Source organism: Streptomyces sp. NPDC001068 (genome assembly GCF_042897315.1).
Classification (GTDB): domain Bacteria; phylum Actinomycetota; class Actinomycetes; order Streptomycetales; family Streptomycetaceae; genus Streptomyces.
On the sequence record NZ_JBIAYD010000031.1, the window covers coordinates 25,662 to 38,491 of the forward strand.

Annotated in this window: 12 protein-coding genes and 1 other RNA gene; 9 read left to right on the forward strand and 4 right to left on the reverse strand. The window is 73.8% G+C overall.

All coding sequences use genetic code 11. The features are described 5' to 3' along the window. Positions 1-92: 92 nt before the first annotated feature. On the reverse strand, positions 93-1,352 hold the full coding sequence (locus tag ACFY3I_RS43025) for a hypothetical protein (protein ID WP_390866402.1): 1,260 nt from the start codon (positions 1,350-1,352) through the stop codon (positions 93-95). Between the two features lie 188 nt (positions 1,353-1,540). Between ACFY3I_RS43025 and ACFY3I_RS43030 the strand changes: the two genes are divergently transcribed. The 3 genes from ACFY3I_RS43030 to ACFY3I_RS43040 are packed head-to-tail and all read left to right on the forward strand — an operon-like array spanning position 1,541 to position 4,363. Beyond that, positions 1,541-2,380, forward strand: a complete 840-nt coding sequence (locus tag ACFY3I_RS43030) for a Nif3-like dinuclear metal center hexameric protein (RefSeq protein ID WP_390866403.1) — start codon at positions 1,541-1,543, stop codon at positions 2,378-2,380. Next, positions 2,377-3,120 carry a C4-type zinc ribbon domain-containing protein gene (locus ACFY3I_RS43035; protein ID WP_365295971.1) on the forward strand — a complete coding sequence of 248 codons (744 nt, stop codon included), beginning with the start codon at positions 2,377-2,379 and terminating at the stop codon, positions 3,118-3,120. Before ACFY3I_RS43030 ends, ACFY3I_RS43035 begins: the two co-directional genes overlap by 4 nt. Before the next feature lie 13 nt (positions 3,121-3,133). Further along, a complete protein-coding gene (locus ACFY3I_RS43040) occupies positions 3,134-4,363 on the forward strand; it encodes a bifunctional RNase H/acid phosphatase (RefSeq protein ID WP_390866404.1) in 1,230 nt (409 codons plus the stop codon). On the opposite strand, the gene ACFY3I_RS43045 is transcribed toward ACFY3I_RS43040, so the two are convergent. Together ACFY3I_RS43045 and yaaA are read right to left on the reverse strand one after the other, a co-directional pair. After that, on the reverse strand, positions 4,335-4,982 hold the full coding sequence (locus ACFY3I_RS43045) for a bifunctional 4-hydroxy-2-oxoglutarate aldolase/2-dehydro-3-deoxy-phosphogluconate aldolase (RefSeq protein ID WP_390866405.1): 648 nt from the start codon (positions 4,980-4,982) through the stop codon (positions 4,335-4,337). The two genes, ACFY3I_RS43040 and ACFY3I_RS43045, sit on opposite strands and share 29 nt — an antisense overlap. Positions 4,983-5,161: 179 nt before the next feature. Beyond that, positions 5,162-5,944: a peroxide stress protein YaaA gene (yaaA, locus tag ACFY3I_RS43050; protein ID WP_365295917.1), complete on the reverse strand. Its 783-nt coding sequence runs from the start codon at positions 5,942-5,944 to the stop codon at positions 5,162-5,164. A gap of 149 nt (positions 5,945-6,093) precedes the next feature. On the opposite strand from yaaA, the gene ACFY3I_RS43055 reads away from it, so the two are divergent. Further along, positions 6,094-7,530: an RNB domain-containing ribonuclease gene (locus ACFY3I_RS43055; protein ID WP_365295915.1), complete on the forward strand. Its 1,437-nt coding sequence runs from the start codon at positions 6,094-6,096 to the stop codon at positions 7,528-7,530. A 73-nt stretch (positions 7,531-7,603) separates the two neighbouring features. Here ACFY3I_RS43055 and ACFY3I_RS43060 read toward each other — a convergent pair whose 3' ends face one another. Beyond that, positions 7,604-9,196: an FAD-dependent monooxygenase gene (locus tag ACFY3I_RS43060; protein WP_390866406.1), complete on the reverse strand. Its 1,593-nt coding sequence runs from the start codon at positions 9,194-9,196 to the stop codon at positions 7,604-7,606. Positions 9,197-9,245: 49 nt separating this feature from the next. Here ACFY3I_RS43060 and ACFY3I_RS43065 point away from each other — a divergent pair, with 49 nt between their 5' ends. The 5 genes from ACFY3I_RS43065 (at position 9,246) to ACFY3I_RS43085 (ending at position 12,759) form a co-directional block, all read left to right on the forward strand. Further along, positions 9,246-9,896 carry a TetR/AcrR family transcriptional regulator gene (locus ACFY3I_RS43065; RefSeq protein ID WP_390866412.1) on the forward strand — a complete coding sequence of 217 codons (651 nt, stop codon included), beginning with the start codon at positions 9,246-9,248 and terminating at the stop codon, positions 9,894-9,896. 36 nt (positions 9,897-9,932) lie between these two features. Beyond that, entirely contained in the window at positions 9,933-10,763 is an 831-nt protein-coding gene (locus ACFY3I_RS43070) for an AraC family transcriptional regulator (protein WP_390866407.1), read from the forward strand. 16 nt (positions 10,764-10,779) lie between these two features. After that, on the forward strand, positions 10,780-11,817 hold the full coding sequence (locus ACFY3I_RS43075; protein ID WP_390866408.1) for a DMT family transporter: 1,038 nt from the start codon (positions 10,780-10,782) through the stop codon (positions 11,815-11,817). Between the two features lie 18 nt (positions 11,818-11,835). Then, an RNA gene (gene rnpB, locus ACFY3I_RS43080) (RNase P RNA component class A) lies at positions 11,836-12,237 on the forward strand. A 318-nt stretch (positions 12,238-12,555) separates the two neighbouring features. Continuing rightward, positions 12,556-12,759 (forward strand): hypothetical protein, encoded by a 204-nt coding sequence (locus ACFY3I_RS43085; RefSeq protein ID WP_390866409.1) that lies wholly within the window; start codon positions 12,556-12,558, stop codon positions 12,757-12,759. Positions 12,760-12,830 lie beyond the last annotated feature (71 nt).

Genomic DNA, 12,830 nt, shown 5'->3' on the forward strand with positions numbered 1-12,830 from the left:
CGCCATCGCCGTGGGCCGCGCCACGACACCGTCGCGGGCCGCGCCACGCCATCGCCCCGGGCCGTCCGGCCGCCTCTCCGAGAACCATCCGCCTACTTCGTCACGAGCCGTCCCAGCGGGGCCTGCTGCAGGGGCACCGGACGGGCCACGACAGGCGCCGGGGAATCCGGTTCGGCCGACTCCCCGGGCGTGCTCGACGCCCCGGCAGCCGCACCGTCCCGAACCGGATCCCCCGGGCCCGCGTCCCCCATTCCCCCGTACTCCCCCGTCTCCCCCCAGGGCACCGCGACCTCCGCCACGCCGCACGGGACCTCCCCCGTGGCGTACGGCAGCCGCAGCACCCCGTCCTGTGTCCACACCCCGGCGCCGGCCAGCCAGCCCTGCGGCGCCGCGAGGTGGCACATCCGGCGGGACCTCGGCCGCCAGGCCCCGACCCAGCTGCCGAGCGGGCCGTCGACGCGCAGCGCCACCGCGCAGCTCTCCGGCATCAGCACCAGCCCCGGCTGGATCGCGAACGGCGTCACCGTGCACGCGTCCGGTCGCAGGCTCTCCGGGAAGCGCACCGGCAGCGTGCTGCCGAGGACGCCCCAGCCCAATCGTTCCTGCCCGGGGGAGGGCGCGTCCGAGCCGACCAGGATCAGTCCGCTGTCCGGGTCGGCGAGCAGCAGCCGGTCGTCGCTGTCCGCCGCGATCTGCAGCAGCGGCGACACCTCGCCGCCCCGCCCCAGATCGACCACGACCGCCTTGGTCCGCCCGCCCAGTTCCCGGTCCAGGGCCAGCATCCGCCCGCCCCGGTCCAGCCAGACCCCGCCCGCGCACCGCCCCGGCACCACCGCGAGCCGCTCCGGCCCGAAGGCCCCGCCCGCCACCAGCCAGACGGTGGAGGTGCGCGGCCCGACGGCCAGCGCGTACGCGGTGCGGCCGCCGGGGGCGGGCGGCAGCAGCCGCAGCGAGGCCCCCGCGTCCGGGCACTCCACCGCGCCCAGCGGCAGCTCACCGGTGCCGGGCCCGGTCGGGTAGAGCAGGGTGAAGTGGTGCCGCCCGTCCACGAGCCGGTGGATGAGCACCCGCCCGTCGCCCATCGGCTGCACCTCGGTGTCCGCCTCCTCGGGCTGGTTGCCGGGCAGCGGCACCGCGTACGGCTCCGGCCCGTCCAGCGTCCACCGCTCCGGGTACCAGGAACCGCAGGCGCCCTCCCGCCCGGCGCCCTCCCGCTCGGAACCTTCCTGCTCGGAACCTTTTTGCTCGGCCAGCCGGGCCGCGTAGGCCCCGTCCGCCGTGATGGTGCAGCTCGCTCTCGGCGCGTTGTCGTCCTCGTCCGCAGCCGAGGGTTCGGTCGCACAGGCCGTCATCGCTCGGTCACCTCCGGCCACGAAGCTAGTTTTCGCACGCACAGACGGGGGAGCGGCAGTCGGCGGCTTCACACATACGGGTGCACACTCGACGATTCACCTGAGGAAACGGGGACGGGTGTGCTGGCCGCCGTCTCCCGCGGGTGAGCAGGTACGGCCCCGGGGAAGGGACAGGTAGCCTTTTCCCCGTGCCCCGTCTGTCAGAAGTCATCGCCGCGCTGGAGAACCTGTGGCCCGCCGAGCGGGCCGAGTCCTGGGACGCGGTCGGCACCGTCGTGGGCGACCCCGAGCAGCCGGTCACCCGGGTCCTGTTCGCCGTGGACCCGGTCCAGGACATCGTCGACGAGGCGGTGAAACTGGGCGCCGACCTGCTGGTCACCCACCATCCCCTGTACCTGCGCGGTACGACGACGGTCGCCGCGAGCCACTTCAAGGGCCGCGCGGTCCACACCCTCATCAAGAACGACATCGCGCTGCACGTCGCCCACACCAACGCCGACACCGCCGACCCGGGCGTCTCCGACGCGCTCGCCGGAGCCCTGGACCTGCGGGTGGTGGGCCCCCTGGTGCCGGACGCCACCGACCCGGAGGGCCGCCGGGGCCTGGGCCGGATCTGCGAACTGGACCACCCGGTGACCGTCCGCGACCTCGCCGCGCGGGCCGCCGCCCGGCTGCCCGCCACCGCGCAGGGCATCCGCGTCGCCGGCGACCCCGAGGCCCTCGTCCGCAGGGTCGCCGTCAGCGGCGGCAGCGGCGACAGCCTCTTCGACGCCGTGCGCGCCGCCGGGGTGGACGCCTTCCTCACCGCGGACCTGCGCCACCACCCGGCCTCCGAGGCCGTGTCCCACAGCCCCCTCGCGCTGCTCGACGCGGCGCACTGGGCCACCGAATGGCCCTGGTGCGAGCTGGCCGCAGCCCAGCTCGACGAGATCTCCGACCGCCACGGCTGGGACCTCCGCGTGCACGTCTCCACGACGGTCACCGACCCCTGGACCAGCCACTCACCGTCCCTTGGAGCCCCCAACTGAACGCCGCGCCCGCCGACCAGATCCGACTTCTCGACGTCCAGGCCCTGGACGTCCGCCTCCAGCAGCTGGCGCACAAGCGGAAGTCGCTGCCCGAGCACGCCGAGATCGACTCGCTGACCAAGGACCTCACCCAGCTGCGCGACCTGCTCGTTGCCGCGCAGACCGAGGAGAGCGACACCGCCCGCGAGCAGACCAAGGCCGAGCAGGACGTGGACCAGGTGCGCCAGCGCGCCGCCCGTGACCAGCAGCGCCTGGACTCCGGCGCGGTCACCTCCCCGAAGGACCTGGAGAACCTCCAGAAGGAGATCGCCTCCCTCGCCAGGCGCCAGGGCGACCTGGAGGACGTCGTCCTCGAGGTCATGGAGCGCCGCGAGTCCGCGCAGGAGCGGGTCGCCGAACTCACCGAGCGGACCGGCGCCGTCCAGGGCCGGATCGACGACGCCACCGCCCGCCGCAACGCCGCGTCCGGCGAACTCGACGCCGAGGCGGCCACGGTCACCAAGGAGCGCGAGGTCATCGCGGGCACGGTCCCCGCGGACCTGCTCAAGCTCTACGACAAGCTGCGGGAGCAGCAGGGCGGCATCGGCGCGGCCAAGCTGTACGCCCGCAGCTGCCAGGGCTGCCGCCAGGAACTCGCCATCACCGAGCTGAACGAGATCCGCTCGGCCGCGCCCGACACGGTCGTGCGCTGCGAGAACTGCCGCCGCATCCTGGTCCGCACGTCCGAGTCCGGCCTGTAGCCAAGGGGCGCACGTGGCGAGGGAGTTCATCGTCGAGGCGGACGGCGGCTCCCGGGGCAACCCGGGACCGGCCGGCTACGGCGCCGTGGTCGTCGACGCGGCGACCGGGGAGACGCTGGCGGAGGCGGCCGAGTACCTCGGTGTCGTCACCAACAACGTCGCCGAGTACCGCGGGCTGCTGGCGGGACTGCGCGCGGCCCGCGACCTGGACCCGGCGGCCGTGGTCCACGTCCGCATGGACTCCAAGCTGGTCGTCGAGCAGATGTCGGGCCGCTGGAAGATCAAGCACCCCGACATGAAGCCCCTGGCGCTGGAGGCGGGCCGGGTCTTCCCCGCGGACCGCGTGACCTACGAGTGGATCCCGCGGGCCGAGAACAAGCACGCCGACCGCCTCGCCAACGAGGCGATGGACGCGGGCAAACGGGGCGAGCGGTGGGAACCGGCGGCTGGGTCAACGCCCCTTCAGGGGCGCGGGGCTGAGACATGTGCGGCTCCGCCGCGTGGGCGCGAGCAACCCCCACGCACCGGCACTGTGACGACGGCCGACAAGCCCACCGCCGACACCCGCGCCGCGAGCCAGGTCGCGAGCCCCGGCTGGAGTGCGGCCCCTGACCTCGGCGCCCCCGCCACCTTCGTCCTCCTCCGCCACGGCGAGACCCCCCTCACCCCCCAGAAGCGGTTCTCCGGCAGCGGCGGCACCGATCCCGCCCTGTCGCCCGTCGGCCTGGGGCAGGCGCGGGCCGCCGCCGACGCCCTCGCCCGGCGCGGCACGATCGAGGCGATCCTCGCCTCCCCGCTCACCCGCACCCGGCAGACCGCCGCGGCCGTCGCCGAGCGTCTCGGCCTGGACGTCACGGTCGAGGAGGGGCTCAGGGAGACGGACTTCGGCGCCTGGGAGGGTCTCACCTTCGGCGAGGTCCGCGAGCGCCACCGGGACGACCTGGACGCCTGGCTCGCCGACCCGGAGGCCCACCCCACCGGCGGCGGCGAGAGCTTCGCCGAGACGGCGATCCGTATCGCCGCCACCCGGGACAGGCTGGTCGCGGCCCACCGCGGCCGCACGGTCCTGCTGGTCACCCACGTCACGCCGATCAAGACGTTCGTACGGCTCGCCCTCGGCGCCCCGGCCGAGTCCCTGTTCCGCATGGAACTGTCGGCGGCCTCGCTGTCGGCCGTGGCGTACTACGCGGACGGCAACGCGAGCGTTCGGCTCTTCAACGACACGTCCCACCTGCGTTCCTGAGGCCCGCCGCGGCCCGCGCCAGCGACTCGACGCGGGCCCAGTCGCGGGCGGCCACGGCGTCCGGCGGGAGCATCCACGTGCCGCCCACGCAGCCGACGTTGGGCAGGGCGAGGTACTCGGGGGCGTTGTCCGCGCCGATGCCGCCGGTCGGGCAGAACCGGGCCTGCGGGAGCGGCCCCGCGAGGGACTTGAGATAGGCCGTGCCGCCCGCGGCCTGTGCCGGGAAGAACTTCATCTCCCGGACCCCGCGCTCCAGCAGTGCCACCACCTCCGAGGCGGTCGACACACCCGGCAGGAACGGCACCCCGGACCCGGCCATCGCCGCCAGCAGCCCGTCCGTCCACCCGGGGCTCACGAGGAACCGCGCCCCGGCCGCCACGCACTCGGTGACCTGGCCGGGCGTCAGCACGGTGCCCGCCCCGACCACCGCGTCCGGCACCGCGCCGGCGATCGCCCGGATCGCGTCCAGCGCGGCCGGGGTCCGCAGGGTCACCTCGATCGCGGGCAGCCCCCCGGCCACCAGCGCCCGCGCGAGCGGTACGGCGTCGCCCGCGTCCTCGATCACGACGACGGGGACGACGGGCGCGAGGTCCAGCACGGAGGTGGGCATGGCCGACATCCTGCCGGGGCGCTGCGCACCACGCAAAGCCCGTTGCGCAGCATGCAACGAGGTCTCTCCGGTCGTGCCACGAGAGGTCTCTCCGGGTGTGCGACGACAGGTCTCTCCGGGTGTGCAGCGGCAGACGTCCCCGGATGTGCAGCGACAGACGTCTCCTGGTGGCGTGGATCCGGCGCCTCCTAGTGGATCTCGTCCACCAGCACGTCCAGCGCCCAGGCCTGCCCCGCCCGCCCCGGCGCCGCGGCCTCCACCTCGTACCCGAGGTCCCGCAACGCCTCCACCAGCTCGACCGGACCGCCCGGCGCGATCCCGGCGGTCAGCAGACTCCGTACGATCCGCCCCTTGGTCGCCTTGTTGAAGTGGCTCACCACCTTGCGGGTCGGCGCGTGCAGCACCCGTACCGTCGCGGTCCGCGAGGCCACCTCGCCCTTCGGCTTCCACGCGGCCGCGTACGCCGCCGACCGCAGGTCCAGCACCAGCCCCGATCCGGCCGCCTCGGGCAGCACCTCGGCCATCGGCTTGCGCCAGTGCGTCCCCAGCGCCCCGAGCCCCGGCAGCCGCACCCCCATCGAGCAGCGGTAGGAGGGAATCCGGTCCGTCACCCGGACCGCGCCCCACAGCCCCGAGAACACCAGCAGCGACCGCGCGGCCCGCCGCTTGGCGGCCGTGTCCAGCGAGGCCAGACCGAGGGCGTCGTACAGCACCCCCGTGTAGATCTCCCCGGCCGGCCGGGCCCCCGCCGTTCGCAGCCCGGCGTTCTTCGCGACCTCGCCGCGCAGTCCCTCGCTCAGCCCGAGCACCTCGCGCGCCTTCTCCTCGTCGCCGGCGCACAGGTCGACCAGCCCGGCGAGCACGGCCGCGCGGGCGTCCGCGAGCCCCGGCAGGGACAGCGACCCGGGATTCAGCGGGGCGCCCCGGCCCGAGGACGCCTTGCCCTCCGAGGGCGGCAGCAGGACCAGCACACGTACTCCTCTTCTTCACCATCAACACCATCAGGAACACCATCAGGAACGCCATCAGGACCGTCGGGTCCAGGATCATCAGGTTCCCGCATCGACGCTCCGCGCCAGCGTAGAGCGCCGTACCGGCACGATGTGACTACGCTCGACCTATGCCCAGCCGCCACATACGCGTCAAGGGAGCTCCAGAGGCACCCCTGCGGGCCGCGCTCGCCGCGCTCCGCGACGACCTCGGCATCCCGGACGGCTTCCGGCCCGAGGTGCTCGCGGAGGCCGAGGCCGCCGCCAGGTACCCGGCCGTGCCCGCCCACGACGCGACCGACATCCCCTTCCTCACCATCGACCCGCCCGCCTCCATGGACCTCGACCAGGCGATGCACCTCTCCCGGCACCAGGGCGGCTACCGCGTCCGGTACGCCATCGCCGACGCCGCCGCCTTCGTCGTCCCCGGCGGCGATCTGGACTCCGAGGCGCACCACCGGGTGAACACGCTCTACTTCCCCGACGAGCGGATCCCCCTGCACCCCGCCGTGATCGGCGAGGGCGCGGCCAGCCTGCTCCCGGGCCAGACCTGTCCGGCCGTCCTGTGGACCATCGACCTGGACGCGGAGGGCCGGACCAGGTCCGCCGACGTCCGCCGGTCCCTGGTCCGCAGCCGGGCCAAGCTGGACTACGCCGGCGTGCAGCAGCGGATCGACGAGGGAACCGCCGAGGAACCCCTCGCCCTGCTCAGGGAGGTCGGCGAGGCCCGCGAACGCCTCGAGGTCGAGCGCGGCGGCATCTCCCTCAACGTGCCGGAGCAGGAGATCGTCGAGTACGACCACACCTACCGGCTCAGCTACCGCGCCCCGCTGCCCGCCGAGTCCTGGAACGCCCAGATCTCCCTGCTCACCGGCATGACCGCCGCCGATCTGATGCTCGCCCACGGCACCGGAGTCCTGCGCACCCTGCCCACCGCCCCCGACGGCGCGGTCGCGCGGCTGCGCCGCACCGCCACGGCCCTGCACATCGAGTGGCCCCACCATGTCTCGTACGCGGCGCTGATCCGCTCCCTGAATCCGCGCCGCCCCCGGCACGCCGCCTTCCTCCAGGAGTGCACCACGCTGCTGCGCGGCGCCGGCTACACCGTCTTCCGGGACGGCGTGCCGCCCGCGATCAGCACCCACGCGGCCGTAGCCGCCCCCTACGCGCACTGCACCGCGCCGCTGCGCCGCCTCGCCGACCGCTACGCCTCGGAGCTGTGCCTGGCGGCGGCGGCAGGCGAGGAGCCGCCCGACTGGGTGCTGATGGCGCTCGACGTGCTCCCCAAGGAGATGGCCGAAGGGGCGCGGCGGGCCGGCACGGTGGAGCGGGAGTGCGTCGACATCGTCGAGGCGGCCCTGCTCCGGGACCGGGTCGGGGAGGTCTTCGACGGGTGCGTGGTGGAGGTCGAGGAACGCCGGCCGACCGTCGGCAAGGTGCTGTTGCAGGAGCCCGCCGTCATCGCCCGGATCGAGGCCGGCGCGCCGCTTCCGCTGGGCGAACGGCTGCCGGTGCGGCTGACCCAGGCCGACCCGGGGACGACGAAAGTGCGGTTCGCTCCCGCGTGAGCCGCGGTGGCTGTCGTAGCTGGAGCGGCCGCGACAGCCCGCGGTGGCGGTCGTAGCCGGAGAGGCCGCGGGCTCAGGCGGTGACGAACCAGCGGGCCAGCGCGTCGGCGAGCTCGTCCCCCCGGCCGTCGTCCCCGTCCGCCGCCCAGGCCACGAACCCGTCGGGCCGCACCAGCAGGCCGGTCAGCTCCGGCCGTCCCGGGCAGACGGCGGTGACGACGTCCATCCGGTCGCCGTACTCCTCGGCGCGGGCGCGCAGCTTGGGGTCGTCGGCCAGGTCGAAGAGCACCGCCCGGCCGCCGTGCAGACACTCACCGAGCCGGGTGCCGTCGGAGAACTCCAGGTCCGGGGCGCTCCCGCCGGTCGACGGGTGCTCGCCGGGCAGGTCGTACCGCTGCCGGACGCCGGAGATCTGCTTGACGAGGTACGTCGTCCCGGCCGTCGTCATCGCGAGGTCGGTGACCACCCGCCGCAGGGCGCGAGCGTGCCTGTCGGGCCGCATCACGGCGATCTGGGCGCGGGTCCAGTCCAGCACCCAGGCGCCGACAGGGTGCCGTTCGGCGGTGTAGCTGTCGAGCAGGGACTCCGGGGCCCGCCCCTGTGTCACGGCGGCGAGCTTCCAGCCGAGGTTCATGGCGTCGCCGAGCCCGAGGTTGAGCCCCTGCCCGCCGAACGGCGAGTGCACGTGCGCCGCGTCCCCCGCGAGCAGCACCCGGCCCTGGCGATAGGTGCTCGCCTGCCGGGCGTTGTCGGTGAACCGGGTCGAGGAGTGCACCTCGTGGACGGTCACCTCGGGCACCCCCGAGACCCGGCGCAGGGCGGCCTGGAGCTCGTCGGCGGTGACGGGCGCGGTGCGGTCGGCGGGCGGCCCGTCGAACTCGACGGTGAGGATCCGGCCGGGGAACGGCCCGTTGACGTACGTCCCCACGTCGGTGGTGGTCCAGCCCTTCCCGAGCCGCTCGCCGCCGCTCATCTCCACGACCGCCTGATAGCCGGTGATCTCCGGCTCGGTCCCGGGGAAGCCGATCCCGGCGAGCTTGCGGACGGTGCTCCGTCCGCCGTCGCATCCCACGAGCCACCCGGCGCGCACCGGCCCGCCCGTGCCGAGGTGTATCAGCACCCCGTCCTCGTCGGCGTCGAAGCCGGTCAGCTCCACGCCCCGGCGCACCTCGACGCCGAGCCGTTCGGCACGGGCGCCCAGGATCCGCTCCAGTTCGGCCTGCGGGACACCGAGGCCGACCCGGTCGGCGGGGCCCACGTCGGCGAAGGCCGGGTCGGAACCGTCGAACAGGTCACCGCGCATCATGATCCCGGCGAAGTGCCCGGCGAACTTGGGCGGAGTGGGGGCGGCTCGCTCGGCTTCCGCGCCGGTCTCGCGCTCCCCGAGGAAGGCCTGCAACCGCCACCGGTTGCGCTCCCAGGCCTCCGCGAGCTCGGGCAGCATGCCCCGCCGGTACAGGGCCACCGCGCCGGCCGTGTTGATGCCGCCCGCCTTGATGGTCACGTCCACCTCGGCCAGTCGTTCCACGACCAGCACATTCGCCCCGCCGAGCCGCAGCTCACCGGCGAGGAAGAGCCCGACGGGCCCACCGCCGGCCACCACCACGTCGTAGGTCTCGTCGTTCCGATCGTTCCGGTCGTTCCTGCTGTCATGAGTCGTCGTCATGACTTAACTGTAGTCACTAAAAGTTTCGAGCGGCTATAGTTTTCCTGTGATCGATGAGAACAGGCCCGGAGGCAGGCCGGGGGAGACCCTGCGGGAGCGCAAGAAGCGCGAGACGCGGCAGCGCATCTCGAACGTGGCGACGGTGATGTTCCGGGAACACGGCTTCGACCAGGTGACGGTCGCGGAGGTCGCGCGGGCGGCCGGCGTCTCCGCGATGACCGTCTTCAACTACTTCCCGCGCAAGGAGGACCTGTTCCTCGACCGCATCCCGGAGGCCGTCGCGGCCTTCTCCGGCGCGGTACGGGACCGCGCCGACGACGAGCCCCCGCTCACCGCACTGCGCGGCCTGGCCTTCCGGTTCATCGACGCGGGCCATCCGCTGGGCGGCGTCGGCGAGGGCTTCGAGGGCTTCTGGCCGGTCGTGGCCGCCTCCCCGGCACTGCTGGCACGGGCCCGCGAAGGCGCCGAGGAGGTGGAACGGGCGCTGGCCGGAGCACTCGCCGAGGCCGGACAGGGCGACCCCGAGCTGCTCGCGGCCGTGATCGTCGCCGCGTACCGCTCGGTGTGCGTCACCTCGGTCCGTCGCCAGCTGGCGGGCGAGTCGTTCCCGGAGGTCGCGCGGGACCACCGGGACCGTATGGGCGAGGCGTTCGACGCGCTGGAGCGGATGGCGCGGACAGGGCATGAAACCGGCACCTGAGGTTGTTCCCCCTGTCGGGCAGAGGGGGTACCGAAGGTGGCGGAACAAGCACGGTGGACGAGGGCCCGGCTGGGCCGCTGCGGCCCGCCGCTCGACCTGCTGACGGCACGGTTCGACAAGCACGTGTACGCGCCGCACGCGCACGCCGAGTTCACCATCGGGGTGTGCGTGGGCGGCTCCGAGGTGATCGACTACCGGGGCGGCCGCGTCTACAACGGCCCCGGCTCGATCGTCGTCCTGGCGCCGGGCGAGATGCACACCGGACGCCCGGCCACCACCACCGACGGCTACGCCTACCGCGCCCTGTACGCCGACCCGTCCCTGCTGGCGGACGGCACGCTCGGCGCCGGCACCCCGCACTTCCGCGACGCCGTCCTCGACGATCCGGAACTGGCCGCCGCCCTGCGCCAGGCCCACAACGACCTGGCCACCTGCCCCGACCCCCTGGAAGCGGAGTCCCGCCTGCCGTGGCTCCTGACGGCCCTGTCCCACCGCCACTCCACGGCCCGCCCGGTGACGGACCCCGTCCCCGGCTCGCAGCACGTGTCCCTCCTGGTCCGCGACCGGCTCGCCGACGAACTCACCGCCCCACCCTCCCTCGCCGCCCTGGCGTCCGACCTGGGCCTGTCCCGCTACCAGCTCCTGCGCGCCTTCCGTACGACGATGGGCGTGCCCCCGTACGCCTGGCTGGCCCAGTACCGGGTGACCAGGGCCCGAGCCCTCCTCGACTCGGGCGTCCGCCCGGCCGAGGCCGCCGCCCTGGTGGGCTTCGCCGACCAGGCCCACCTCACCCGCTGGTTCCGCAGGGTGCTCGGCGTGACCCCGGCCGCCTACCGCAACAGCGTTCAAGACCCAGGACGCTCCTGACCCCGATCCTGTACGCATGACTGCACGAGGCTGGTTCCTCTTCTCCCTCATGGGAGTGATCTGGGGCATCCCCTATCTGATGATCAAGGTGGCGGTGGACGAGGTGTCCCCGTCGACCGTGGTGTTCGCCCGCTGCGCGGTGGGCGCCCTTCTCCTGCTCCCGCTGGCGATCCGCCAGGGAGGCCTCTGGCTGACGATCCGCACCCACTGGCGCCCGATGCTGGCCTTCGCGTGCATCGAGATCATGGGCCCCTGGTTCACCCTCACCGACGCCGAACGCCACCTGTCCAGCTCCACGGCGGGCCTGCTGATCGCGGGCGTACCGATCGTGGGCGTGGTGGCGGCCCGCTACTTCGGCGACGCGGAACACCTGGGAGCACGACGGGTGACGGGCCTCCTGATCGGCCTGGCGGGCGTAGGGGTCCTCACGGTCCCCCACCTGACCGGCGGCGACGCCCGCTCCCTCGCCGAGGTCCTCCTCACGGTCGTCGGCTACGCGACGGCCCCCCTGATAGCGGCCCGCCGACTGAAGGACGTCCCGACCCTGCAGCTCATCGCGCCCTGCCTGACCCTGGCGACGCTGGTCTACGCCCCCGCCGCCGCGGCCACCTGGCCCACCTCGATGCCCTCCTCCAACGCCCTCCTGTCCCTCCTCGCCCTGGGCGTCCTGTGCACGGCGGTGGCCTTCGTCGCCTTCCTCGAACTGATCAAGGAGATAGGCCCGACCCGCTCGACGGTGATCACGTACGTCAACCCGGCGGTGGCGGTGGCGGCGGGAGCGCTCTTCCTCGGCGAGGACTTCACCGCGACGATCGCGATCTCCTTCGCGCTGATCCTGACCGGATCGGTCCTGGCGACGATGGCCTCGGCACCGAAGGTGTCGGCGTCGACGGGGCCGGCGTCCACGGGGCCGGCGTCCACGGGGCCGGTACCGACGGGGCCGGTGTCCACGGGCTCGGCGGACCCGGCGCCGGTCCGCCCCGCACGTCAGTGGCTCCGCCGCGGACCCGCTTCGGCCCCCCGCCCGGAACGGGACGAGGCCGGCGCCCGCTAACATGGTCCACACGGCAGACGAGCCGGGCGGACGGCCGCGTGGAGTTCCCTTCGGGGGCTCCCCGAGGAACGTCCGGGCTCCACAGGGCAGGGTGGTGGCTAACGGCCACCCGAGGCGACTCGCGGGACAGTGCCACAGAAAGCAGACCGCCGGGGACCTCGGTCCTCGGTAAGGGTGAAACGGTGGTGTAAGAGACCACCAGTGCCCAGGGTGACCTGGGCAGCTAGGTAAACCCCACCCGGAGCAAGGTCAAGAGGAAGCACCCCGGTGCTTCTGCGGGGACGTTCGAGGGCTGCCCGCCCGAGCCCCCGGGTAGACCGCACGAGGCCGGTGGCAACACCGGCCCTAGATGGATGGCCGTCACCCCGACGCCCGCGAGGGCCCGGGGCACAGAACCCGGCGTACAGCCCGACTCGTCTGCCGCCACCTGCGGCTGCTTAGAGGCCGCAACGCACGCGGACACGATTCGCTGACATGCCGTCGCAGCGAGCCGCGCGGCCTGGCTGCAGGACCGCCCGACGCCGCCGCATCCTCGCCTGCAACCTCCCCACTCGGCTGCTCGGCCGGCGTTCGGCCGGCGCGCCATCCAGGCTGCCGGTCGGCTCCCAGGCTCGTCCGGTACTCCGTCCCACGGACGACCTGCCCGTCACGGACGGTCCGGAACGATGCCGCACGGAAGACGCCAGGACTGTCGTGTGGCCGCGCTCCGCATCGGAGCGGAAGGGACTGCTGTCGCCGGTGCTCCGTTGGCCCGGAAACCTCCTGGGCCGTTTCGGCGAGGCCGACGAGGAGATCCGGCTGGTCGCCGACGCGTATGTACGGCGCTTCGGCCCCGAGTACCCGATCGTGCTCGCGGTCCGGCAGCTCTACTCCCGGACCCGGTCCGCGCTCGATCGCACGGATGTGGGGATCGATCTGAGAGGGCGGTTCGTGAGCCTTTGAGTGGTGTTGGTGTCGCCTGATGGTGTGAGCGCGGGCTGAATCCTCCGGTTCGCAGCGGCCGATCTGCTGGC

Coding starts and splice junctions, on each gene's coding strand:
- ACFY3I_RS43025 (WP_390866402.1), bottom strand. CDS start 1,352: ATGACGGCCTGTGCGACCGAACCCTCGGCTGCGGACGAGGACGACAAC.
- ACFY3I_RS43045 (WP_390866405.1), bottom strand. CDS start 4,982: ATGTCGGCCATGCCCACCTCCGTGCTGGACCTCGCGCCCGTCGTCCCC.
- ACFY3I_RS43055 (WP_365295915.1), top strand. CDS start 6,094: ATGCCCAGCCGCCACATACGCGTCAAGGGAGCTCCAGAGGCACCCCTG.
- ACFY3I_RS43060 (WP_390866406.1), bottom strand. CDS start 9,196: ATGACGACGACTCATGACAGCAGGAACGACCGGAACGATCGGAACGAC.
- ACFY3I_RS43075 (WP_390866408.1), top strand. CDS start 10,780: ATGACTGCACGAGGCTGGTTCCTCTTCTCCCTCATGGGAGTGATCTGG.